The 24066-nt window shown below is 36.4% G+C and carries 19 protein-coding genes; 5 read left to right on the forward strand and 14 right to left on the reverse strand.

What is annotated here, in order from left to right:
- Window positions 1-24: 24 nt before the first annotated feature.
- The 3 genes from BUC06_RS20575 (at window position 25) to BUC06_RS20585 (ending at window position 1624) form a co-directional block, all read left to right on the forward strand.
- Window positions 25-573 (forward strand): hypothetical protein, encoded by a 549-nt coding sequence (locus BUC06_RS20575; RefSeq protein WP_073336054.1) that lies wholly within the window; start codon window positions 25-27, stop codon window positions 571-573.
- A gap of 55 nt (window positions 574-628) precedes the next feature.
- Window positions 629-1306 carry a hypothetical protein gene (locus BUC06_RS20580; protein WP_073336056.1) on the forward strand — a complete coding sequence of 226 codons (678 nt, stop codon included), beginning with the start codon at window positions 629-631 and terminating at the stop codon, window positions 1304-1306.
- A gap of 81 nt (window positions 1307-1387) precedes the next feature.
- Window positions 1388-1624: a hypothetical protein gene (locus BUC06_RS20585; RefSeq protein ID WP_073336058.1), complete on the forward strand. Its 237-nt coding sequence runs from the start codon at window positions 1388-1390 to the stop codon at window positions 1622-1624.
- A gap of 249 nt (window positions 1625-1873) precedes the next feature.
- Here the strand turns inward: BUC06_RS20585 and BUC06_RS24330 are convergent, their stop codons facing one another.
- The 4 genes from BUC06_RS24330 to BUC06_RS20600 form a co-directional block, all read right to left on the reverse strand.
- The gene (locus BUC06_RS24330; protein ID WP_262487935.1) at window positions 1874-1996 is read right to left on the reverse strand and encodes a hypothetical protein; all 123 of its coding nucleotides are present in this window, start codon (window positions 1994-1996) and stop codon (window positions 1874-1876) included.
- Between the two features lie 32 nt (window positions 1997-2028).
- On the reverse strand, window positions 2029-2346 hold the full coding sequence (locus BUC06_RS23665; protein WP_139263411.1) for a hypothetical protein: 318 nt from the start codon (window positions 2344-2346) through the stop codon (window positions 2029-2031).
- A gap of 238 nt (window positions 2347-2584) precedes the next feature.
- The gene (locus tag BUC06_RS20595) at window positions 2585-3229 is read right to left on the reverse strand and encodes an SEC-C metal-binding domain-containing protein (RefSeq protein WP_073336062.1); all 645 of its coding nucleotides are present in this window, start codon (window positions 3227-3229) and stop codon (window positions 2585-2587) included.
- Between the two features lie 307 nt (window positions 3230-3536).
- On the reverse strand, window positions 3537-3758 hold the full coding sequence (locus BUC06_RS20600) for a hypothetical protein (RefSeq protein ID WP_073336064.1): 222 nt from the start codon (window positions 3756-3758) through the stop codon (window positions 3537-3539).
- A gap of 110 nt (window positions 3759-3868) precedes the next feature.
- On the opposite strand from BUC06_RS20600, the gene BUC06_RS20605 reads away from it, so the two are divergent.
- The gene (locus tag BUC06_RS20605) at window positions 3869-4393 is read left to right on the forward strand and encodes a hypothetical protein (protein WP_073336066.1); all 525 of its coding nucleotides are present in this window, start codon (window positions 3869-3871) and stop codon (window positions 4391-4393) included.
- A gap of 2759 nt (window positions 4394-7152) precedes the next feature.
- On the opposite strand, the gene BUC06_RS20610 is transcribed toward BUC06_RS20605, so the two are convergent.
- The 10 genes from BUC06_RS20610 to BUC06_RS20655 form a co-directional block, all read right to left on the reverse strand.
- On the reverse strand, window positions 7153-8139 hold the full coding sequence (locus BUC06_RS20610) for a hypothetical protein (protein ID WP_073336068.1): 987 nt from the start codon (window positions 8137-8139) through the stop codon (window positions 7153-7155).
- Window positions 8132-9721, reverse strand: a complete 1590-nt coding sequence (locus BUC06_RS20615; RefSeq protein WP_073336070.1) for a hypothetical protein — start codon at window positions 9719-9721, stop codon at window positions 8132-8134. Before BUC06_RS20615 ends, BUC06_RS20610 begins: the two co-directional genes overlap by 8 nt.
- A gap of 119 nt (window positions 9722-9840) precedes the next feature.
- Window positions 9841-10710, reverse strand: coding sequence for a hypothetical protein (locus BUC06_RS20620; RefSeq protein WP_073336072.1), 870 nt, complete (start codon window positions 10708-10710; stop codon window positions 9841-9843).
- 223 nt (window positions 10711-10933) lie between these two features.
- Window positions 10934-11377, reverse strand: coding sequence for a hypothetical protein (locus tag BUC06_RS20625; protein ID WP_139263412.1), 444 nt, complete (start codon window positions 11375-11377; stop codon window positions 10934-10936).
- Between the two features lie 152 nt (window positions 11378-11529).
- Window positions 11530-13032 carry a hypothetical protein gene (locus tag BUC06_RS20630; protein WP_073336075.1) on the reverse strand — a complete coding sequence of 501 codons (1503 nt, stop codon included), beginning with the start codon at window positions 13030-13032 and terminating at the stop codon, window positions 11530-11532.
- A 20-nt stretch (window positions 13033-13052) separates the two neighbouring features.
- Complete coding sequence (locus BUC06_RS20635; RefSeq protein WP_073336077.1) at window positions 13053-13628, reverse strand: hypothetical protein; 576 nt, start codon at window positions 13626-13628, stop codon at window positions 13053-13055.
- A gap of 79 nt (window positions 13629-13707) precedes the next feature.
- The gene (locus tag BUC06_RS20640; RefSeq protein WP_073336079.1) at window positions 13708-14511 is read right to left on the reverse strand and encodes an XAC2610-related protein; all 804 of its coding nucleotides are present in this window, start codon (window positions 14509-14511) and stop codon (window positions 13708-13710) included.
- Window positions 14508-16058, reverse strand: a complete 1551-nt coding sequence (locus BUC06_RS20645; RefSeq protein WP_073336081.1) for a PAAR-like protein — start codon at window positions 16056-16058, stop codon at window positions 14508-14510. The genes BUC06_RS20640 and BUC06_RS20645 overlap by 4 nt, the downstream gene beginning before the upstream one ends.
- 92 nt (window positions 16059-16150) lie before the next feature.
- Window positions 16151-18034 (reverse strand): type VI secretion system Vgr family protein, encoded by a 1884-nt coding sequence (locus BUC06_RS20650; RefSeq protein WP_139263413.1) that lies wholly within the window; start codon window positions 18032-18034, stop codon window positions 16151-16153.
- A 1084-nt stretch (window positions 18035-19118) separates the two neighbouring features.
- Complete coding sequence (locus tag BUC06_RS20655) at window positions 19119-21521, reverse strand: TonB-dependent receptor plug domain-containing protein (protein ID WP_073336083.1); 2403 nt, start codon at window positions 21519-21521, stop codon at window positions 19119-19121.
- A 553-nt stretch (window positions 21522-22074) separates the two neighbouring features.
- On the opposite strand from BUC06_RS20655, the gene BUC06_RS20660 reads away from it, so the two are divergent.
- Window positions 22075-23985: an amidohydrolase gene (locus BUC06_RS20660; protein ID WP_073336085.1), complete on the forward strand. Its 1911-nt coding sequence runs from the start codon at window positions 22075-22077 to the stop codon at window positions 23983-23985.
- The last annotated feature ends 81 nt before the right edge of the window (window positions 23986-24066 follow it).

Raw genomic sequence — 24066 nt, forward strand, 5'->3', positions numbered from 1 at the left:
TATTTAAAATTAACAAAATAACGAATGGAACCCATACAAGAACTAAAACAATCCAACGCAATATTGCAGTCAGCTTTAAACGATATTCGTGAAAAAATAATTGCTGAATTGGTGAATGTCCTCAGTGGAAAAGCTGTTGTGATGCTTCCCAATTTTAGCAAAGAGGATATCGCTGTACATAATTTTGAATACCGTCACGAGTGGTTTACCATGGTATTTTTTGCCTCCAATTCAGCTGGTTTTACCATGACGGAAAAAAACGATTTCTTAAGAAGTGAGTTGAATGATTATTTTTCAAAATCAGAAGAATTACTGGACACGGTGAGTGATCTGGAGGATGACTTTGAGGATGAGGAAGAATGGGAAGAAATGATGGAAGAATACGAGCAGGAAAAGTATGAGATTTTTGACGATTGGTTTACCTCCTGCTGGGAAGAAGCTCAAAAAATTACAGGCAACACGATACCCACTTATTTTTCAATTGAGGAAATGGATTCCGGAGTAGAATTGATGTCTTCAGACAGCGTTGAAATCAACAAGAATCAAATTAATATGAGAAAATATATTCATTAATGATGAGTTTTTCTGAATTATTCCAGCTCAATTGAGCTCCCCAAACAAAGTTTCAATGAATGAGAACAGACCGATGTATACAGATTTAGAAAACCGATTAACCAAGAAATACTATCGTGAAATTGTTGAAAAAGCTTTAGTACAGGCAAAGGAAGAATATGAGCAATTTCCCAATGATCGCATGAATATTTCTTTTTATCATCAGTTACTGGATATAAAAAAAACGGTCATTGATGATCAGGAAGTGTATACGGAAGATGAAGCGTATCAAAAATATCCCATGGCGTTAATGGTTGTAAGGAATTTTCTCGGTGAAGAAGCCAATACGGAGTATGCAAAGATGCTGCAAGATATCGTTTGGGGTATATCACTATATCCTGCTATGATTGAAAACATTGAAATGATCAGGCGGAAATTATTTGACGGTGATGAAGAAAAAGCTCTCAAACATGTTTTTGCAATTGAAAATCAAGCGTTCAAACTGATGGATTTTTATAACAATCCATTGAGAGCATTAAAAAAACAAATAAGGGATCAAAGTTTTGATATCATAATAAAAGAAAGTCAATTCAGTCTCGTTAATAGTTTTGTGGAAAAGTATCTCTCTGAAAATGGATTAGAAATTCATTATGTAAAGAGAAATGAGGCGATCTACCTGTTTTCCTACGGAGAATATCAGCCGGGGAGGTATCTGCTGTTTTTAGAAGGGATCTGTCATTACACGGTGTCATAAAAAACCGGATTGGCTGAAATAAGAAAGTATAGATTCATCCGGGAGAAAAAAAGGGAGGGATCTTAAAAATCAATTGAAACAATGAACGAAAAGAAAGTATCCGAACAAAAAGAATGGGAATATTCTATTTTTGATGAGGGCCGACAGATTACCCTATCAGTTCCCATTCCCAGCCCGGCCCCAGGATTCGATGTTGTGTACACCTTGAACGAATCTGAGAAGGAACACTATGAGCATACAGGAATTAAAGCCCTTGAAGACAGGATAGAAGATATGAAAGTGAACTTTTACAACTATGAAATGAATTCCTGGAGGTAATTTTTTTAATAATGCTAATTACTGTAAAAAACGGGAAACATCAAAAACGTGTCCTTGCTGCGAAGGAAATAATTGAAAAACTACTTGTTTTTCCAGATCCTTATGACACAAAAATAACCCCTGATATTTCAGGGGCTTTGCTTTATTTTATCAGCATAATCATATGCCCGTTGGCGCTATCTCGAATCATTATTTTCTTATCATCTACCATACGCTGAAGAAATGCGTTATGATTGTCGATTGAGATATTCAGAATCCTGTCAGCATATCCAGCTTATTGCCGGTATGTCCGTCGGTTCGGATGTATTTTCTTTTAAGACTTCCGGTATAGTATTCTCGGGTTTCTTCTCTATCCACGAGATAATAGACCATTCTTTGAAGATATCAATTCAATCAATTTAGATTTAAGATTCCTCAGTTTTTGGCTTAAAGTTTCTCCCGACCCCTTGTCTTAGAAAGGTAATTTTCCCCTGTGTTTGCTTGGCTTTTTCAAGAACTTCCATCGCTCTTGTTCGTTCGTTCATTCTGCCTGCATGGGTTATACTCCCTTGATTTTCAATTTTTTTCATGCTACAAGATAGTGAAAATAATTGACAAAAGCAAATAGTCGGCATTCCCCAGCTTCCGTTGGACATAACCTCCTCAAGGGAGTATGGCAAGGGGCTGCACTCCCTTGGACAACGGTCTGAAGGCTGTTCGGAAGTCTCTTTACCCTCTTGCATAACCCGTTCTACCCCCTTGGGTAAGGGGGTGTCGCCCGTTCCTCAAGGGGGTATAGGCCGTTCGGAAGACCCTCCAGGGGGTTGGGGAAGTACCTGCAGACCCTTCGGAAGGGCCTACAGGATTTGTGGTGGGGTTTTGTTGATGTTTGGATGTTTTGAATATTTGATTTATAATGCTAGAAACCACACGAAAGGATTCGTGCGGTAGCAAGGCAATTTTTTTTTCAGATAAAAAAATTTATTTTCCACAACAATATTTGAATTTCTTTTTGCTACCACATGGGCAAGGTTGATTTTTCGGAATTACTTTATTTGTTATGTTAGGTACTTCATATGAATCCTGTTTTAAAGCCACCTGATAAACCTTTTCTATATTAATTGAGTTATCAATCGGAACTTGGTCTTTAGTGTTGTTATCAATACTTCCTAAGATAATACTAACTACAATTCCAAGAATTGTAGCAATTAAAGTCAACTCTCCAACATTCTCTCTCCCAAACTTCCCTAGTATCATTATCCCTCGACTTTCTGAATTTTGTCTTAGAGCCTCCGCATCTGCTTGACTTTTCCCTGACTCACTAAACTTTATAAGTAATTCTTTTAGGTATATTATCTGTGGTTTTCCTAATCGCTTTAAATCTTGAAACATTTCGTCAACAATATCAAATAGGTCACACCGAAAATTAGCGATGCCATTGCACACTGGGCATCCAACCGTACCTTCTACCCCGGTAACTTGTGTAGCTCCTAAAACTTCATAGTGAACAGACCCAAATTCTAATAATGGATATCTGAAAAAGCCTCTCTCACTATTAAATATATTTCCACAATTAGTGCAAACAGCTGGCATATGCATTGCCTTTGCAGGTCTTAATGTTGTCATTTGTTATTGTTTTGTAAACAAATATAAAAAATACTTATTAATTAGAACGGAATCATTTTGAGAATCGAATTATCATTATAATTCGGATAGAAAGGAGGGATTGAAGTGCTTTGCAAAAAGCTTACCAGTAATGACTTGGGTTATAAATCAAATTCCATAACTGAGTTGATCATATTGAAAAGTTCATTTGCTTTTTTGATCTTCCCTACGCAAAGTCTCCAGAATTCGAAGAGTAGTTTTACTAAATATCTTAGTGACAACAATAAATCCCAACTCTCGTCATGATTAATTATATTGATTATGTCATTTATATTCCAACCATTTTGAAGAAATTAGCAAGAGTGATATTCTTACCATGACAAATTCGCATGATGGTAAGAAGAGCGATTTGATAGGTGTCATCATCTCTTATTCTTCGCACTGTTTTTTCATCGATGTTATGATCCACTGCAAATTTGCTGTTATTGTTCAGAGGAACAACCCATTCATCCCTTATAAATTCAACAATTTTTCTATTTGCTTCTGTCATAGAAACAAATAAATTACTTATTCTTATAAAAATCTCGGACTCAAATCCGAATTGTGACGAATTTTTATTACATTTATAAAAATATTAATGCATAATAAAAGTACACCCCCATGAAAAAGAACAGAACAGACTTCGAAACCCGGTTTTGGGCCGTTCGCAGAAAGCACTCCGGACTCCGGCTGATAGAAAACTTTTTTCAGTTCACTGACCTGACTACCTCTAAAAAGAGACTCAACAGCATTATGAATTATGCGGTAAAAAAGGATCGCTGGATCAAAGAAGATCCATCCGTGATCTTTCACTTTCGCCAGTCGATGCAGTCGTTTATCCGGGCAGGTTATCTCATCACACTGAAGGAAAAGAAATGGGCCGCCAATACTCAGTTAGAAGATGTTTCTCCATTGGTTCTTGGCTTGCTTTCGGAGAAAGAATATCATAATCCTCTGCTGGTTTTTAAAAAAGCATTCAGAGAATACAGCGTACAGGAATTTGATTATTTTATGTCCGGAATGGTGTACTTTTCAATGGGCGTCTACGATAATCTGCCGGAAAGAAATATTATCAGTCCGTACATTCATTTGACTAAAATGCTGGATGCAGCACACCTTATTTTGGAAAGGAGAGGGAAGAAGTAAACTAACGAATAGAATTTCATTAACGCAAAGGTTGACTATAATCATGCATAGAGTAGGAGGCAAAGAAGAAATCAATCCTTGATTGATTAGATGAAGCGATCGTTTTATCCGTCCGCTTCATCAGCGGAGCATCCGCCATCTTTGCTTCCCTAAAATCTTCAGTGTCTTATAAAAACTTTGCGTTAAAAAAAGCTTGAGCTTATATGATAGAATCGAATACGATTTATTCCCTAATAAATATCTAGCTTAAAATCTTTGATTTTCTTGCGCCTTAAACTATCCATACAGCTTGAAAAACCTTGCTCCTTTGCGATGTTCCAACAAAGTAATAGGCACAAGTTTTATGATAATAGAAATTTCATTAACGCAAAGGTTTACTATCATAATGCATAGAATAGGAGGCAAAGAGGAAATCAATCCATGATTGATTCGATGAAGCGATCGTTTTATCTGTCCGCTTCATCAGCGGAGCATCCGCCATCTTTGCTTCCCTAAAATCTTCAGTGCTTATAAAAACTTTGCGTTAAAAAAAACTTGAGCTTATATGATAGAATCGAATACGATTTATTCCCTAATAAATACCTAGCTGAAAATCTTTGATTTTCTTGCGCCTTAAACTATCCATACAGCTTGAAAAACCTTGCGTCTTTGCGATGTTCCAACAAAGTAATAGGCACAAGCTTTATGATAATAGAAATTTCATTAACGCAAAGGTTTACTATAATCATGCATAGAGTAGGAGGCAAAGAAGAAATCAATCCTTGATTGATTTGATGAAGCGAACGTTTTATCTGTCCGCTTCATCAGCGGAGCATCCGCCATCTTTGCTTCCCTAAAATCTTCAGTGTCTTATAAAAACTTTGCGTTAAAAAAAGCTTGAGCTTATATGATAGAATCGAATACGATTTATTCCTTAATAAATACCTAGCTGAAAATCTTTGATTTTCTTGCGCCTTAAACTATCCATACAGCTTGAAAAACCTTGCGCCTTTGCGATGTTCCAACAAAGTAATAGGCACAAGTTTTATGATAATAGAAATTTCATTAACGCAAAGGTTTACTTATCATGATGCATAGAGTAGGAGGCAAAGAAGGAATCGATCCTTGATTGATTTGATGAAGCGATCGTTTTATCCGTCCGCTTCATCAGCGGAGCATCCGCCATCTCTGCTTCCCTAAAATCTTCAGTGTCTTATAAAAACTTTGCGTTAAAAAAAGCTTGAGCTTATATGATAGAATCGAATACGATTTATTCCTTAATAAATACCTAGCTGAAAATCTTTGATTTTCTTCCACCTTAAACTATCCATACAGCTTGAAAAACCTTGCGTCTTTGCGATATTCCAACAAAGTAATAGGCACAAGTTTTATTATAATAGAAATTTCATTAACGCAAAGGTTTACTATCATAATGCATAGAATAGGAGGCAAAGAGGAAATCAATCCATGATTGATTTGATGAAGCGATCGTTTTATCCGTCCGCTTCATCAGCGGAGCATCCGCCACCTTTGCTTCCCTAAAATCTTCAGTGTCTTATAAGAACTTTGCGTTAAAAAAAGCTTGAGCTTATATGATAGAATCGAATACGATTTATTCCTTAATAAATACCTAGCTGAAAATCTTTGATTTTCTTGCGCCTTAAATATCTATACAGCTTGAAAAACCTTGCGCCTTTGCGATGTTCCAACAAAGTAATAGGCACAAGTTTTATGATAATAGAAATTTCATTAACGCAAAGGTTGACTATAATCATGCATAGAGTAGGAGGCAAAGAAGGAATCAATCCTTGATTGATTAGATGAAGCGATCGTTTTATCCGTCCGCTTCGTCAGCGGAGCATCCGCCATCTTTGCTTCCCTAAAATCTTCAGTGCTTATAAAAACTTTGCGTTAAAAAAAACTTGAGCTTATATGATAGAATCGAATACGATTTATTCCCTAATAAATACCTAGCTGAAAATCTTTGATTTTCTTGCGCCTTAAACTATCCATACAGCTTGAAAAACCTTGCGTCTTTGCGATATTCCAACAAAGTAATAGGCACAAGTTTTATGATAATAGAAATTTCATTAACGCAAAGGTTTACTATAATCATGCATAGAGTAGGAGGCAAAGAAGAAATCAATCCTTGATTGATTTGATGAAGCGATCGTTTTATCCGTCCGCTTCATCAGCGGAGCATCCGCCACCTTTGCTTCCCTAAAATCATCAGGATCTTAAAAAAACTTTGCGTTAAAAAAAGCTTGAGCTTATATGATAGAATCGAATACGATATATTCCTTAATAAATACCTAGTTGAAAATCTTTGATTTTCTTGCGCCTTAAACTATCTATACAGCTTGAAAAACCTTGCGTCTTTGCGATGTTCCAACAAAGTAATAGGCACAAGTTTTATGATAATAGAAATTTCATTAACGCAAAGGTTTACTATCATAATGCATAGAATAGGAGGCAAAGAGGAAATCAATCCTTGATTGATTAGATGAAGCGATCGTTTTATCCGTCCGCTTCATCAGCGGAGCATCCGCCATCTTTGCTTCCCTAAAATCTTCAGTGTCTTATAAAACCTTTGCGTTAAAAAAAGCTTGAGCTTATATGATAGAATCGAATACGATTTATTCCTTAATAAATACCTAGCTTAAAATCTTTGATTTTCTTGCGCCTTAAACTATCCATACAGCTTGAAAAACCTTGCGCCTTTGCGATATTCCAACAAAGCAATAGGCATACGTTTATCAGACTGTTAAAGTTCTGGAATGTTAATGAAATTCCCGCTTTTCTAATGCGCCTTCCCGATACGTTTCAGTATAGATCAATGGTCCTTTCTTTCGGGTATTCAGCAGAGGTTCCCCTGTTTTTTCATTATATTGTTGCAGTAATTTGTAAAATTTCCATGTTCCAGTGGGTAAACCTTTTTTATATTCTGCTTCCAGATACGTATACGAATCGGTAAATTCCGGATATTTTTGTGCATCCAGAGATCCGTTGGGTTGGGTTTCGATCCATTTTCCTTCTTTATGATGATTTTTCACCAGACCTTGTTCTTCATCATTTTTAAAGGAACCATCCTTATCAAAGTATCGGGCAAATTTTCCTGAGGGCAGAATCTGGTATTTTTTTAATGGTTTTAATTGAAAAGGATTTTCAGTCAGCTCATAATCCTGCAGAGCAATGATCTTATTTTCATCAATATTGAATAGAGTATAGTTGGCAAATCCCATTTCTCCCTGATGGTTAAGATAGATTCTCTTCATATCGATCAGCTTACCGTCTCTCGTTGAAACCAAATATATTTTTTCGATAAACGGTTCGGCATAACGTACGGTATTATAGACCGCCATAAAGTACACTGAATAGTCTCCGTAACACAGAAAGCGAGAGGCTGTTTTAATAGGATCATTTTTTTCATTGACACTCGTGCTGAAGGGCAGAAGAACATCGTACGCTTCAGGAAGCCATACAAGATCTTTCCGGATTAATTTTTCAAATTGTAATCCATGGATTTCCTTTAATTTATTTTCATCCTGTATCGCAGACAGAACGGAGTCAACGGTTTTTCGTTTTAAAAGATCTGAATACCCGAATGGCAGACTGATACAATCTGCTTTATTGGTGTTAAATAAAACTGATCCTTTATCCGTTGAATGGGGTTCTTTATTGGTTACCTTATTTTCTTTCTGCGCCTTACTGTAGCAGGAAAAAAGGAAAAACAAAAGGGTGAAGCAAGCGATAGTAATTTTAGGCATAGATATCTGATATTGGGGTGAAACCGTGAACATGCAAATGATTATTATGTCTCGGAGTGGCGGTATGGGTGGTGTGAGGTAATCTTGTACTCGCATTGTCTTCCGCACTGGTATTGGAAGTATTGGAAAAATTCTCTGATCGCCCGGATTCGAATCCAAACTCAAAAAGAATATTCCGGAGAATAACCTGATTGTCATAATCAAAATTGGCAGCCGTAAGGATGGTATTAACTCCATTTTGCAGAGTCGTCAATAAATTCAAGTCTCCCGCTTCTCCGTTCACATGTTCTGCACTGGGATAGCACGAAGCATCAGAATAAGAAAAGCCCTGAGATACGATATAATGATCGTGCCCTTCCTGTCTGAACTGAGCCAATGCCCCTAAGAAACCGGCAAATAAATCCGGCTGAATGCTTCTTCTTCGCGTATGCTGAAATCCATACCGGATGACCACTCCGTTTTGATTGTAATGGAAAGCCTCAAAAATCTGTGGCCCTACGCCCTGGTTTCCTAAAATATCCATATTCACCAAATCTACACTGTCTGTTTGATTGGCGTACCATTTATCGGTTGCGCCATCACCGAGGGTTCCGTTAGAATATACCAATAACTGATGGGCATCGATCTGTTCTCCGGCAGCCCTGTTTGCGGTGAAATCTATTGTTTCCAAAAGATTTCCTCTTTGGGCCAGCGGTGGAACTGTATTGACTCTTCTTTTTCTGGTAACACTTTCCTTCGTTCTGGCACAGATCCTGTGCTCATTATCGTTTTGGTCGTAATAAAAAAAGATCACCTCTGTAGAATGGGTATTGCGAACTTTCTGAATCCTTCTTCTTCTTTCTGGATTTGGAGTAATCACCCGTAAAGTATTGTAGGTATTACTGCCATGATAAATGGTATATATATTTTTATTGACCACTCTGAATCTCCCCCGGTCATCATTTAAGAAAATACCCGCTCCATTGACTTCTTCCTGCCCATCTCCATACGCACAGGGATTATTGTCTGTTCTTTCTACCGCTACTTCCAGATTAATAGTTTGATCTCCCAGTCTTCTGGTCCAGTCATCAAAAGTAGCTCTTCCATCGGGCCTTAGTTGAAGTTTAATGATTGCCTTATTGATATGATCATTTACATTCGTGTAATGATCATGTCTGCCATTTCTGTTGTTAAGGGCATCAAGATTTCCTACCCGTACAGTAAATAACCTCTGTGCCTCATACCGGTCAGGGGATACAAAACGCATTAACTGTAAGGTATCGGTATTGTCTGTCATGGTATTGGCTGAAGGTCTTATCACCGCATCGATACTCAAGTCGGTCATATTGCTGGTCTCTATGACCAGATACACCGTTTTTCCCAATATGGAATCGTAGGGAATATTTTGATTCTGATCATCTTGCTGCACATGAGCAGAATCAATTTTCGTGAAATTGACTCTTGTCCCATTGTCTGTTGTGGTTTTTTTGGCAAAATAAACCTCAGTAATACGCTGCAATGAATTGTCGGGAGTATCCGGAGCCACTGGGCCGTTTAAAGTTTGGGTTTGCCCGGAATCTGTTATTGTAATACGTGTCGCCATATTATTTTTCTTTTTTTATACGGGAGTTTTTGCTATTTCCTGACGGGAATTATCTGAGGTTTTATTAGGTAGAGCTCAGACATCCGCTGCTCGTGCAGTTCTTCAATTCATCTTATTTTTTATAGTTCTTCATCGCTTATTTCTTTGATATGATAGATGATTTTCTTTTGGTAGTTTTCTCCCAGGGAAAATTCTATCGTAAGTTTATGCTCCAAAACTTCTTTGGTTTTAAAATCCAGTAAAATCTGCCCTTTATATTTGTCCAGCTTCGGAACGTCTGTTTCATGATGATAAGCAATTTCCTTTCTTTTCATTTCCCCATAAAACATTTCCCAGTTTTTATCTGAAGGAATATGACCATTATACTGTAAGAGCATTAATTCATCATCACAACGCATGTCCTCCGGCTGTACCCGCTCTTCTATATCTATTACCGTATTGGCCATAAAATTGCGGTAGCGTACGGTATACTTTGTTGTATTTTCACGGTCATACCTTCCGTAAAATTGATGGACGATCATTCCAAAATGATTATTTTTTAAAAAATCCTGGCCCACTAAATGTTCCTTTTGGTAAAATTCTTTTAAAAATTGATACGTATCCTCTGCCTGTTTTCCCACATAGGATCTGGAGAGTTTTTCTACCGTTTTTTCTACTTTATTCTGAAGAACTGATAATTCCTCTACGCTTTTTAATTTTCCATATTCGTCCGTTATAAGCACTACCTCATCATTGATTTCTGCAATTCTGGCTAAAAAATCTTTTTCAGAAAGTGAGAGTTCCTTATCTCTGTGCACTCTGTCGAAAATTTCGATATGGTATTCAAATCTTTCTTTTTCTAAAAGCTTCAGCGTAACATGAAAATTTTTGTTGAGCTCGCTTCTGTGCGTTTGTCCGTTGATGGTGGTATATTCATTATAGGAATATCGATAAAATTTCTTTCCTTCGGTAAGGTTCAATTTAATATTGATGGGAAATACGGGCTCCATAATTTTTTACTCATTTTACAATTTGCTGATGCCAATTAAACCATTATTTTTACTTAAAAACCACTTTCCCGCCAGAGGAAACCCACTGGTTTTTTTTGTTCCATGATCCGTCACAATCCTGTTGCATCTGTTGAACTATTTTTGCTTTTTTCCTTTTAAAAAGTTTTAATTTAACATCTATGAGAAACATTGGTCTATAATTTTTCATTCATTTACCACCTTACTATTGCCATTTAAATTTGGCATTGATTTTCTTTTTCTCCAAACATTCTTTCACACTATACTTTGAGGGGCATAAAAAACAATTTTTATCAGAATTTATAAAATACTTATTCAAGCTAATCTCCCGATCATCATACAAAATATGACTGCCTTCTTTTTCACATATTGAAGTTGCAGGATAATCTACATAGTCATCTTTGGCAATTTTATGATGATTAACTGAAGAACTGATCTTGCTTGTTTTAGTAATTGCAATATTGTTTTTATTTTTTCCAATCCGGAAAATGTATGAATCTGAATTATAGAGACTGTTGTATTTGATTACCAAACCGTCTTTCGATTGATCAGATAAAAGCTCATAATCCTCTTGAAGAATGTTCTTATCATTAATATTATTTAGAGAAACAGGTATTTTGAAGGTGAAATTTCTGTCATTTACTTTCATCTTTTTTAAAGTGTAACAGCTGTCACATTTAAAATCAGTAGCCTGATTGATAGACCCTACTTTTTTCTTATTCTGTAAAACCGGAATATCATTATTCAATGGTACACTCTGGCAGCTTTGCAGAGAATAAAAAAGCAAGAAAAACAGGTATATTATTTGTTTACGCATTCTGTATCATATTTAAAAAATTCTCTGGTCCATTTGGTATAACTCTTTCTTTCAGCGATATTAGTTTGTCCGCCATTAATAGCTGTTGTTACTTTTTCAACATTTGAATCCTCCAATCCCTCATCCATGGCATTAATAGTAGCGGTTTTATAAATAGTAGAATACCAGCCGGCAGAATTAAAAGCATGGAATAAATTTTCAGAAATGTTTTTAGCATACGTTTTCAATCCTTCATAAAAGGCTGCATCGAGACCTTTTTCCTGAGCTTTAGGCCTGTTTTTCACACACTCGCCAACGCTTTCATAACCCGATCTGAATTTCATATAAGTTTCTGAATGGGTAGTACTATTGACATAGTCATAATAGGCCAGATAATTATAGTCATGGGTTATTTGTTTCATCCCTCTCCCCTGAAAATCGACACCGCCTTTATAGTTATCCGGTACGGAGTCTCTACTTTCAAAAGTATAGGTAAAGCTTATGGTCTCCAGATACATTTGACCTATAAAATGTATTTTTCTTTTACATGTTTTAATTTTGAACTTCTTAAACATCGTGTTCATTTCATCGGTAAATAATTTTATTTTATCTCTGTTTTCAGAGATCTTTCCGCTGGTAATACCGATGGCAATTATTTTTTCTTTGCCACTAGTAAAAAATGAATCTCTTTTTGACTTGTAATTTTGTTTATCTCTCAAATGATAAATTAAGTCTATCATCTCATCAACGGTGATATCTCTGTTGCAATAACAAGGAGTTCCTGTAATCTCAAACCGTTCGCTATCTTTATTTAAAAACTCACGCGTCTCATCCGGAAATTTCACTTCATCTTCTGTTCCTGTTACTTCAGCTTTGAAATATAAAAAAGCATTTACATTCTCTCTTTTACTAAACTTTTCTATCAATTTTTTCAGATCTGGGTCACTTTTGGGACGCAATGTTATTTCTTTAGCGTATACTAAGGTTCCATTGATATTGAATTCAATTTTGCTTTTCTCTTCCTCCCCATCTAAAAACTTGACAGGGTTTTCATATACGTTTTCCGGATTTGTTAATTTATTTTCATGGATCTCAACAGAGAGTTTTCCACTGGTTCCCTGACATTCTGCTACAACCCATACTTTCTTTTTAATGATTGTTTTATCGATTCTTTCATAATCAAAAACGGGCTTTCCATCTTTCATTTCCTGTACTTCTTCTTCCCAGGTAATTTTCACCGATTCTTTTGCCTTTAATTGTACAGAATCTTCTTTATCTGCCTTAAGGTTCCTTCTTCCTTTTTTTTCATACTTCTTTTTGACGTCAGATACCTTACCTCCGCTTTTTACGGTATATGTTTCTTCCTTTGTTTCCCAAATCATTTTAGGAACCTGCTTCGCAAAATATATTTTCACCACATTCACTTCATGATCCACCTGATGCGGCATATCATAAACCTTCTGATTGGGATTGGCAGAATAATCATCTTTTTGTTGTTCTTCACTCATGACGTTTTATTTTGAGCTCATTATTGAAAATCACTTGACTTATTATATTTTGTTTTCAGGTCTTTACTGATTCTTAATCTTAATGTTGAAGGTAAATCTTTTAATGTACTATTTAGATTATCATTCAGCTTACATTTCCCATCTTCCCCGCAGTAGTATTTTATATGGTACAGATATTTTTTCTGGTTATACAAGATAATGTAGGAGACTTTTGTATCATTATCCCAATTCCCGCAATACGTAAAGGGGATGAAGACAGCCTGATGCTTATTGATGTTATCATTAGATATATTGTTTGTTTTTAAATTGATTAAACCTGATTGTGCATAGGGGTAATTGTAAACTATACTGTCCCTGTAATTTTTATTTTCGAGAGCAGCGCTGATAATGGTTACCGCTCCGTCAAATCTGTTTTTTTCAGCGGTACAGGGATTAATGACTTTTACGGTAAGTGTATTGGATACGGTTCCGTCTTTAAAATTTTTATGTACAGTCAATGAATCCGGATAATATACTTTCAGGCTGTCATGAACAGCCTTTTGCCCGCAAGCAGGAACAAAGAAAAATAATATGAGACTAGTAACTAAGCTTTTCATTTTTGTATACTCAATAAGTAATTCACCATTTTTAGCCGTGCTGTTTTCTGTTTTTCATGAACACTCAAAAGATATTGATCTACCAACAAAGTTGATCTGAAACTGCATATTCCGTACATTGATCAATGGTCTTAAGCTTGCCCCCAACAATTTTATTTTTATAGAGTTTTCTTTCTTTGGTATCACTCACTCCGGTTATTACATATTTTCCTGTTTTGTCCCATCCATAGAATGCTGCTTTATCAAAAAAATCTGGTACAAATATAAATTTGCTTTCTTTTTCAGACCATTTGTAAAATTGATACATATCATTGTCCCTCATAGAGCTTGCAAGATCCAGAATGAGAAGATCTTCATACCCATCATTATTCATATCTGTTATCGTTATAAAGTTATAATCTGTATTACGGAAAATTATTTTTTTCCTGTTGGCAAAATCATTTTCTTTAAAATCTTTATTTTTATAATAATCATAAGTATCATAATATGAATTCTTATTTATAGCTTGCCAATGCTGAAGCTCAATAGTTCCTTCTATACATTCGTATGCAGACTTAGGTAAAAGGTTATTTGTGTCTTCTTGTATTTCAGCAATGGTATAATTTTTTCTACCTGAAAAATCTTCAGACATAGAGAGTTGCAATCGAATGTCTATCTTTTTTTTATTAACTTCTAATGGAATTGTTACTATATATTGCGATGGAATATTCAATGTATCTATATGTTTTGGCGCACTTGGCTTCTTGGAAGGTGTAGGTATTTTACCATCAATCTCCGTAGAATCAATTTTCGCTATATTGATACTTTCATCGTTTGATATTTTTTTAGGTTGATTTCTCGCGCAGGAAATCACCAGTAGTAGTATTAAAAAATAATTTTTCATTCAGTTATATTGCTAATCTTTTCAACATAATAAATTTTTATCCCTTTATATTCTTCATGATTTTTGAAAGTTGCATTTCCATTACTATCAATATTCGATAGATAATGTCCTCCATTATATAGTTTTATAAATTCCGCATCCAATAAAGATTTAACAGAAGAATTATCAGCTTTCTGTGGCATATATTTATTTAAATGGGAAAGTTCCGGAATGGTTGTCGGGCACCACTTATAAGTAAGATTTCCTTCTTTTTGCTCCGTCGGCTTTACGGAGTAATTGCATTTTTTTAGTAATTTTTCCAAATACTTTTTAGCTGCATCTAATTTATCTGAAATCTTTTTATCCATCTTTATAGATAGATTTTCCTTCCAGTTCCATATGTAATTAGGATTTTTATTTATTCTTGTAATGTAATCTTGATCCGTTTTTTCTCTTTTTTCATACGTAAAATCTATTTGGCATATTCCCCATCCATCCGGTTCTCCATAGTTTGGAATTCCTTTACTTTCAAATACTCTACCAGAAGGTCCATATATTGCCTCTTTTCGATTTTTTCCTTTTCCTACAAACTCGGGATCCCAAAACTGTCTTACAACTGGATGAAATTCGCTACCTGATTCGTGAAGAATCATTCTATATACTGGCCAATATTTTAAATATCCTTTATCATTCATATATTTTTTTACGACTTCTTTTGTAGGATTTTTTCCTCTTATATAAAATTGAAAGCTACTCAAAATAGAAGTTTTTCCTTCATTCCATATTTCTACAGTTGCAGTTCCTCCTCTAAATAGCCCACGAAAATCAACATCCCATTTAGTTTTTCCTTTATTGGCAATCATAAATGCATTTCCACCATCAGACTTTGCAGGAAAATAATCAACATCATTTCTGTCATAGAGCGTTGCACTTGCCTTAAATTTGAATTCTGTCTTTAATCTAAATCGCAAACTTTTATGTATACAATCTTTTCCTATAAATACTTCAATTCTTATTTTGGGCATCGCAGGTTCCGATGAAATAAATACGAATGATTCAGGATCAATTTTTACATCATTATAATAAACTGAAACAGTATAAATGTTATCTTCTGGTGTTAAAGCCCTCTCCACTATTGGAATAGGTTTCGCTACGGCTGAATTAAATTCAGGATCACAAAAGATAAAAGATTCTTTTACCAGAGCTGTTTGCTTTTGAATAGTAGTACTACCTAAACTTTGCCAAGGGCTCAATTTTATGACGCTCATGCAGGGAGGAGGAGATATGTTTCTTGCCGGCCATTTGGGGTGTCCGCAGGTTCCTTTAAATTGAAGATTGACCATGTTATTTCCATCACCCTCTGTAGCAAATATTTTATCCTGAAGATGTATTTCATTAGAGGTCACTTTAAGTTCTCCTGGCGCCTGTGCATAGGGGCACTTCAATTTTGCTCCATGCATGACCATTTCTCTTTTTTCTAAAGGAGAATCTTCGTTAGCTTTTTTTTGTTTTTCAGCTCTTTTTTCAGAAAGCTTACGATCATGCGCTGAAGTATTCTGATCTTCCATGTGTTACTATTTTGGATTGCATTCAATTGTTGAGGCCGTAATTATATTCTCTGGCAGCCAATGAAAATTTATTTTCATCATCCGCCATGCATTTAGCCTTTACTTACTTTTACATCTTTTCCTCCCTGGAATACGGCTAATGATGATCCTCTCAGTTTTAAATCGCCCTTGGAAGTCTGTATATCCGCTTCTCCGGAAATACTTTTAAAGGTATTGCCAGTGCTTTCGGTTTGATCTTTCTTAACGGTTACACTTTTATTTTCAGAGGTTTGGGTGTATCTTTTTGTGATGGATTCGGTATGGTCATTTCCAATATTCAGGGTGCTGTCCTGTCCGATCTTAGTTATCATATTCCTTCCCACGGAAATCTTCATATCTTCTCCTGCTGTAAAATTCATGTTCTTCGGTGCAGTAACATGAATGTTACCCTGACCATCCATAAAATAAGTATTTCCGCTTGGATCTTTAATGGTGACACTTTTTTCTGCATCATTCATTAGCACCATAATACCGCTTCTCGTCTGTATGGATTTCAAATGATTGTCTATTCCTCCGCCCAGGCCTACCTTCCCGTGAAACATTCCGCCCATTGCAAATGGAAAATCAGGGTTGTGGTATTCAAATCCCACCATCACCTGATCGCCAATCTCCGGAATGGCTACAAAACCTCTGTTTTGGGTGATGGCATCTGTTCCTCCTGCATCCGGGCTCATCATTCTTATAAAATGGGTCGTATCATTCACCTGCCAGTCAAACCGGACCTGGATTCTTCCTTGATTCAATGGATCTGCATTGGATATTACGGTGGCTACCTGCGGTTCTGCTTTAGGCATTTCAAAATCAGGTTTTGGCATAAAACCGGTTCCTTCAGCGATGGCTTCAAAGCTTCCTGTATAATATCCTCTTGCATCCACTTCGTGACTTACCTCCGTAACCATAAGGGTTGTAAAATGCGAAGTGTCATTGCTGTCCGTCTTTCTCATGGCCAGATCTGCAACACAGCCAATGTAGAGGAATGGTACTGTTGTATGTCCTGAAACGGTAAAGACCTCTACGGCTTTACTTCCTCTTGCACTCTTCTGGGAATCATCTACATCACGGAACATATTGGCATTGATGGGAGTAGGAGTCAGTGACCGGGTTGTAAAAATACTGTCATTAAGGTCATAAGCTTTGGAAGACAATTCTCCCAAATGTTGTATACGGTCATCCACACCCACCATTTTAGTATGGCTGCTGCTGTTATAGCCGAAGTATTCCGGTTTGGTGTGAACGGCTTTCAGCTCAACATTGACATCATTGACATTGCTTCCATACACCAGCTGGATCGGTTTTTCAGAAGAGGGAAGTTTTCCGAAATGTAGAATTTCACCATCATAATAAAACTGTTCTCCATAGGCTTCAGCAATCCTTGTAAGGTAATTGTAATGGGTTTCGTTGTATTGTGAACTGTAGCTGATATAACTTTTGTTCTGCGTATCTATCCTGAAATCAAATTTGTTTGATCCCAGAGTCTCCTTGATGATCCTGTTCGCAATAATATTGGTATTCACCATTTGGTCTCCCCCGAAACTTTGGGTATGGGGAGCTGAATCCATGAGAATAGTGGGGCTTTTTCCTTTTAAGATAATATTTCCCAGACTCATTTTTTCCTGACTGAAGGCAACTTTGGTAATAAGACCCACAAATGTTCTTTCGGGGCTTTCACTTTCAGCATCTTTATATTTAAAAACAATGGTGATTCTTTTTCCCAAAAACTTTTGCGCCTGTTCAAGGTTGTGATTTTGTACTTCGCCTAAAGAATCATGCGCCAATATCAGTTCAAAATCATGGTGCTTTCTTGCACTTTGTTGTAAACGAAAGTGTTTAAAGTGATTGATAGCCTTGCCCTCAACCACAATTTCCAGTTTTACCACACGGTTGATACCCGAAATATGGTTTTCTGAAACTTTCTCAGAATTTGAGGTGTTTTTCATAATATATTGTGCGTTTTATTTGGTATTATGTCACCGAATTTAGATAAAAAATAGATTGCGAACCGTACTTTTTCATTAAATCTGTAAAATTGTAGTAAAACTACGATTGACTGAAAATCCTGCTCCAAGTCGCTTTGGATTAAGGATTTAAAAAATAAATCGAGATTAAGTTTGATTAATGCTCTTGGGAGCTGGCTTCTGATGCCGTTTAAGAGTAAGTCTTCAGGTTCACAAAAGAATAGGCCTCCGGTTTATTTCACAAAAAAGCCCGCCAATAAGATAATATTTTGCGGGCGATGTATTATTTTTCCTTTGAACCGGATTGTATTTTAAACCGGATCGGGATATAGGGGAGGGCAACTGTTACGGTAATCACATCTCCTATCAAAAAGTTCGCATTGTCTTGGAGTACACATTGGTTGAGACAGAATAGGACCATCTCCGCCAAGAATTTTTTTCAGATCTCCTTTGGTGAGCTTTCGTGGTAAGTTTTTTAGATTTTTCATAAAATAAGGTGTTTGGTTTTAAAATATTTTGGTAAAAAATGGATAGACAAGATACACAAATAAATGATGTGAAAATGTGATTTGGAGAAGATAGTTCTTAATAAACACTGTGTAATCAGTTTCTTAGGGTAGTGAGATGAATTAAAGTATCTAGAATTTACAAAGATTCCCAAAATGGATGTTCATATTTAATAAGCATAAGATTGTCGAGTTGACTCAATATATCTGAAGTTCCTACTTCTTCAAACTACGGATAATAAAATGTCGTCAGTCCGTACATTCATCTGAGAAAAATGCTGGATGTGGCACATCTTATTGTTGAGAGGAAAAAAATAGAACAAATGAATAGAAATTTCATAGACGCAAAGGTCTACGGTGATCATGTATATAATAGGAGGCAAAAGAGTGAATCAATCAAGGATTGATTCGATGAAGCGGGCTGCTTCATCAGCGGTGAAACCGCCACCCTTTACTTTCCTTAAAATCATAAGGGAGCTTTTACAACCTTGGCTTTTAAAAAATTAAAGAAAAAAGCCTTTCAGGAAAACTGAAAGGCTTTTATAATACAGAAAAGGATATTATTTGAAGATTTCCTGATCATACAAAAGATTGTCTTCTTCATCAAAGCTTATGATCAATACTTTGTATTGTTTTGCGCTGTCATTATTGAAAAATTTAATTCTTGGAGGAACATAGTCGCTGTCGAATAAATTAGGATTCCAGTAAAGGGTTTCCCGTGTGTCATTTTCAATTTTCTTTGCAGGATCATCATTATCCAGCATTTCAACAGGGAATTCCGAAGGTGGATCGTATCCTTTGATGACAGATGAGTTGTTCTTTTTTATATCTTTTTCATTATTTTTAGACTTCATATTTCCTTTCATCGTATAGATGGCAACAGCATCGCCTACTAATCCTGCGCCTTTAAGAATTTTTACCATAGCAATATTGCTTACGGGTATATTCGCAATCATAGAAGCATCGGTGGGGATTTCATCTAAATAAAGCTTGGCTTGCTGGCCGCGAATGTAAGGGACATTGACTCCCGAATTATTTCTTTGAAATGTTAAACCGGCCGCTCTTCCCTGTAGCCAGTCTAAGATATTGCTGGATCCGGCAACATGTTGGTCTTCATTCACGAAGTCAAATATAGTAGAGTTCATAGAAGTAAACATTCCGGTGGACAGTTGTTTGTCTAACTCTTCTTTAGGATCCTGCTTTTTCCCAACCAGTTTTACTTCTTCAATTTGTACATCAGTACTTGCGGTTTTTTTTATGTTTTTCTGAGTATTGATGGCTCTGGAAATGCTTGAAGAAAGAGGTAGGTTGGCACCGGCTTTTACCAATGTATATTTTGTACCCGGAAAATTGCCTTTGAATGAGGTGGGGGTCACTAATGGTTCTATCGTGACAAATAAATTGTCAGTACCTGATTCTTTGCTATCTTCTGAATTTACAAATAATGAAACCTCCAAAGGTTCATCATAGTTAAGATTATTTAGATAAGCATATCCGTTCTGATCTGTTGTAAATTGGTTAATGACAGGTTCCTCTTTTCCTAATTTCAATATTAAATTGACGTTGGCGTTGATCAGGAGCGCGCCGTTTTTAATAGGTTTTATCTTGTACGAAAGAAATTTTTGAGAATTGGTCGTAATGGTTGGTACAGCTCCGCTCAGCAATGAATTCCAGTCAAATCTTTTCCAGTTTTCAGAAATAAGCAGCGCATCTAGCGCTTCAGTATTGGCGTCTTTAGAAAAATATTGTGCCGGACTGTCTATTTTTGTAGTAAAATCTCCTGTCAACCAAAGTCCGCTCAGCATATTTTCTTCTTCCGGATTCCGGGTGCCATCCTCCTCACTTACCAGAACAGTATAATTTTTAAAATAAGACTCTGGTGAAAGGTCAATACTATTGAAAGATCTTGGAGTTTGTTTGATGTTCTGAGCTATAATTTCTGCTTTCTCAATTTTTAATTGCCCGGGTTTTATAAAGCAAAGTCTTTGGGCCACCAGATTATCTTGCTCATCAAAAATCGCTAATTGCAAAATACCGTTAGCTCCATTGCTGATTTTTGTAGGGATAATGCTTGAAGCTTCATTGGTCATATTTTTAATATTGGCTTTGTACGCAAGGTGGTTACTGATTGTTCCTACAACTTTATAATTTTGAAGCTGTTGTTTTAAATTGAGGCCTTTTAAAGTATATTTAATCCCTTCCGTAGAGCTGTAAACTTCTAAACTGAGACCGCTTTCCGCAACTTGTGGAAGCTCTATTGTTTTGCTTTTTCCTGCATGATCCTGAATGATCACCTGGTATTTTTTTCCTGAAGCAGGCGTTATTTTAAAAGAGGCAACATTTCTGTCAAAAGATTTGAAGGTAGCTAGCGGTACTTTGGGGTTTTGGCTGTCAACTACTTTTCCGGTCCAGTTGTCTGGCAGAGAAGTATTGCTTGATAATCTAACGGCAAATTTTGTAGGCATACCATTAATAAAAGTTCCTCCCTCCGGAACTGCTTTTGCAGACCAGTCAGCGCTTTTTGAAATCACCAATGATTCAGTAGAGTTAGGGTTGTAAACCGGAATCGTTTTTACAATCTGAAAATCTTCACTAAAATTCGTCATGTAGGGAGTGTAAGCTCTTACAAAATAAATTTGTTCAGGAAGGTCTTCTTTTAGTTGAAAATCTCCGCTGCCTTCACCGTTGGTCAGAAGTATCGTTTTCCAGTCTATCAGTTTTTTGTCAGAATTGTACAGTTCAACAAATAGGGTAGTAGATACTGCAGAACGGTTATATCCGTCAAATACAAAGCTTTTGAACCAGATTTTATCACCGGCTGCATATTGCGATTTGTCGGTAAGTAAATATACTTTTTCCTGTTTGTAATTATTCTCAAGATTGGTAATTGCTTTTTCTAATTTAGTTTGTGCCAGCACAGGGGTTACCATTGAAAGAAGCAAAACATAGAATATATTTTTCATAGAAATCTTAGCGCATTTTAATTCGGTGCTAATTTAATCATTTAAAGACTCCGGAAATTGATATTTTACGCTTATTTCAGAAGAGAGAAATACGGTTGATGATATCTTTCATAGGTGATTTCTAAAACAGGAAGTAGTATTTCTGAGAAAGGGAGCAATCCAGAACGTTCAAAACTAAAAAAAGGATTGTTAATAATCAGATTGTAAAATCAGGTAGGTACATTTGGAAATATGAGTTTTCTTGAAATACTTAGAAATACATCAGTTCACTGTAAATTAAAGTTTCGGATAGAAAAAATTAATCAACACTTAGTGAAAAATATACAGATCGAAAGATTATTTTTATTATTTTTATTATTTTTATAGAATAAACTAATATATGAAAATGAATGAAAATTATTCACCCATAAATATTTATTTAAATATAATATACTTGAAATATTTTTGATTCTAATCATATAGTAAGCTATGCTCTTTCATAAAAGCAGTCTATAATTAAAATTGGATAAGGACAGAATTCAATTGATATAAAAACTAAAACCAAATTACTCCTATGAAAAACCAACATGAACACACGCATGGGTGTGCCCATTGCTCTTGCAACAATCCTGTTTTGGAAATCCTTAAAGAAGAACTTTTCAGTGCAGAGAATCTTACGAAAATAAATCCCGGTTCCGGAAAAGCAACCCACGAAAAACCACAAACTCTGATGATTAGTGGCGGAATTATCCGGCCTATGATTGGAGGCTCCACAGAAACCGTGGAATCTATTGGAATAGCTGATGGAAATGTTGTGATAACCGGTCAAGAGGCAGATGTAAAAGACTATATGGAGAAAAATCATCCGGGGTATCAAAAAAGGGAATTAACTGAAAATCAAACATTACTCCCTGGCCTGATCGAGCCACATGTTCATATGATTCCTACCGCCATGATGCAGGGCTGGCTGGATGTAAGTCCTTTTGAAGGGCAGGATTTGCTGGCTGTATATGATTTGACCTCTGTGGGAATAATCATAAATAAACATATTCCTAAAATTCCGGGAGCTGTTATTTTAGGAAGAGGATTAGATCCGTCATTAATGCCTTTTGAGGAGAAAAATGGAAAAAAAGAGTTGATAACAATTAATAATACAGTACTTGATGGTATCAATAATCAGACGCCTATGATGCTGCTGAGTGCTTCCATGCATACGCTTTATCTGAATACCAAGGCATTAGAGCATGTTTTTAAGAACAGCAGTGAGATACAGAAGGAATATGGCAGCGCTGATAAGTATATTAGTGAGACCAAAGGTCAGTTACAGGAAGGTTTGCAGATGACCCCTGCCTTGAACGTAGTAAAGCTGCAGATCATAGCGATGAGCATACAGATTAATAGTTATCTTACCCATCTTTTTAAATTGGCCAATTCAAGAGGAGTTACCTTTATGTATGATGCCGGACTGAATAAAGTATCAGAAATGCTTCTAAGCAAATATTTCGAGACCCATACGGAATGGGTGAGAACAGGCGGCGCTTATCTTTGTTCCAGTCAGGAAGAGGTTGATAAACTGGATCATTATAAAGAACCGGATCACTACAAACCGGTCTATTGCGGACATATTAAAGTGGTTTCAGATGGTTCCAATCAGGGTCTGACCGGTTATCAGAGTGCTCCATACCTGTGCGATCCTGCCAATAATACAGGAGTATTTAATTTTCCACAGGCAGGTATTCCCGCACAAACCATTCCTCCAAATTATAATACATTAATCAATACCGTGGTAGCTGGCAAAGGATGGCCGCTGATGGTTCATGCCAATGGCGACCAGGCGGTGACATTTGCAATCAATGCTTATCAGCGTACACTTGCCCAATACAGAGGTCCCGAGCTTCGCAACCGTATTGAGCACTGCTCCCTTCTGACCGCAGATCATATAACCAATATGCTGCAAATGGGAGTGTCGCCAAGTTTCCTGATCGGGCATGTAGGCTACTGGGGATATGCTTTTAAAGAAGTGATATTCGGTGAAAAGGCCCAAATGCTGGATCTTTGCGGTTCAACGCTTGCTGCTGGTATGAGAATTACACTTCACAGTGACAATGAAGTAAGCCCGCTAGGGCCATTAAGAATGATGGAACAATCGATTACCAGAATAATGGAAAAGAATCCAAACGATATTGAAGTTTTAAACAGCACCGAACGCCTTACTCCTGAGCAGGCGTTGATTGCAGTTACTTATGATGCCGCATGGCAATGCTATGCAGATCAATGGGTGGGTTCACTAAATAAAGGACACTTTGCTGATTTTGTTATATTGGAACAAGATCCTCTTTCATTGAATACACCATCCCTGCAATATATGAAAATGCGGAACATTCCGGTGTTGGAAACCTGGGTGGGAGGTATCTGTGTATATGTGGGGGATAAAAATGAAAAAGCGGTGTCTGAAAAAGATACAATTTATTCAAGTAACTCATAATAAGTCCTGAACTGAGGGGTTTGTTACAGATGTAGTGTCCCATACTTCAGCAGTAATAAACGATTTTTCTTCTAAAGTTGA

Source organism: Chryseobacterium carnipullorum (genome assembly GCF_900142785.1).
In the GTDB taxonomy this organism is placed as follows: Bacteria; Bacteroidota; Bacteroidia; order Flavobacteriales; family Weeksellaceae; genus Chryseobacterium; species Chryseobacterium carnipullorum.

Bases quoted from the DNA above. Each gene is read 5' to 3' on its own strand.
- BUC06_RS20620 (WP_073336072.1), bottom strand. From the start codon at position 10,710: ATGGAGCCCGTATTTCCCATCAATATTAAATTGAACCTTACCGAAGGA.
- BUC06_RS20630 (WP_073336075.1), bottom strand. From the start codon at position 13,032: ATGAGTGAAGAACAACAAAAAGATGATTATTCTGCCAATCCCAATCAG.
- BUC06_RS20615 (WP_073336070.1), bottom strand. From the start codon at position 9,721: ATGGCGACACGTATTACAATAACAGATTCCGGGCAAACCCAAACTTTA.
- BUC06_RS20635 (WP_073336077.1), bottom strand. From the start codon at position 13,628: ATGAAAAGCTTAGTTACTAGTCTCATATTATTTTTCTTTGTTCCTGCT.
- BUC06_RS20625 (WP_139263412.1), bottom strand. From the start codon at position 11,377: ATGAAAGTAAATGACAGAAATTTCACCTTCAAAATACCTGTTTCTCTA.
- BUC06_RS20580 (WP_073336056.1), top strand. From the start codon at position 629: ATGAATGAGAACAGACCGATGTATACAGATTTAGAAAACCGATTAACC.
- BUC06_RS23665 (WP_139263411.1), bottom strand. From the start codon at position 2,346: ATGCAAGAGGGTAAAGAGACTTCCGAACAGCCTTCAGACCGTTGTCCA.
- BUC06_RS20610 (WP_073336068.1), bottom strand. From the start codon at position 8,139: ATGCCTAAAATTACTATCGCTTGCTTCACCCTTTTGTTTTTCCTTTTT.
- BUC06_RS20650 (WP_139263413.1), bottom strand. From the start codon at position 18,034: ATGAAAAACACCTCAAATTCTGAGAAAGTTTCAGAAAACCATATTTCG.
- BUC06_RS20585 (WP_073336058.1), top strand. From the start codon at position 1,388: ATGAACGAAAAGAAAGTATCCGAACAAAAAGAATGGGAATATTCTATT.
- BUC06_RS20645 (WP_073336081.1), bottom strand. From the start codon at position 16,058: ATGGAAGATCAGAATACTTCAGCGCATGATCGTAAGCTTTCTGAAAAA.
- BUC06_RS24330 (WP_262487935.1), bottom strand. From the start codon at position 1,996: ATGGTCTATTATCTCGTGGATAGAGAAGAAACCCGAGAATACTATACC.
- BUC06_RS20575 (WP_073336054.1), top strand. From the start codon at position 25: ATGGAACCCATACAAGAACTAAAACAATCCAACGCAATATTGCAGTCA.
- BUC06_RS20655 (WP_073336083.1), bottom strand. From the start codon at position 21,521: ATGAAAAATATATTCTATGTTTTGCTTCTTTCAATGGTAACCCCTGTG.
- BUC06_RS20600 (WP_073336064.1), bottom strand. From the start codon at position 3,758: ATGACAGAAGCAAATAGAAAAATTGTTGAATTTATAAGGGATGAATGG.
- BUC06_RS20605 (WP_073336066.1), top strand. From the start codon at position 3,869: ATGAAAAAGAACAGAACAGACTTCGAAACCCGGTTTTGGGCCGTTCGC.
- BUC06_RS20660 (WP_073336085.1), top strand. From the start codon at position 22,075: ATGAAAAACCAACATGAACACACGCATGGGTGTGCCCATTGCTCTTGC.
- BUC06_RS20595 (WP_073336062.1), bottom strand. From the start codon at position 3,229: ATGACAACATTAAGACCTGCAAAGGCAATGCATATGCCAGCTGTTTGC.
- BUC06_RS20640 (WP_073336079.1), bottom strand. From the start codon at position 14,511: ATGAAAAATTATTTTTTAATACTACTACTGGTGATTTCCTGCGCGAGA.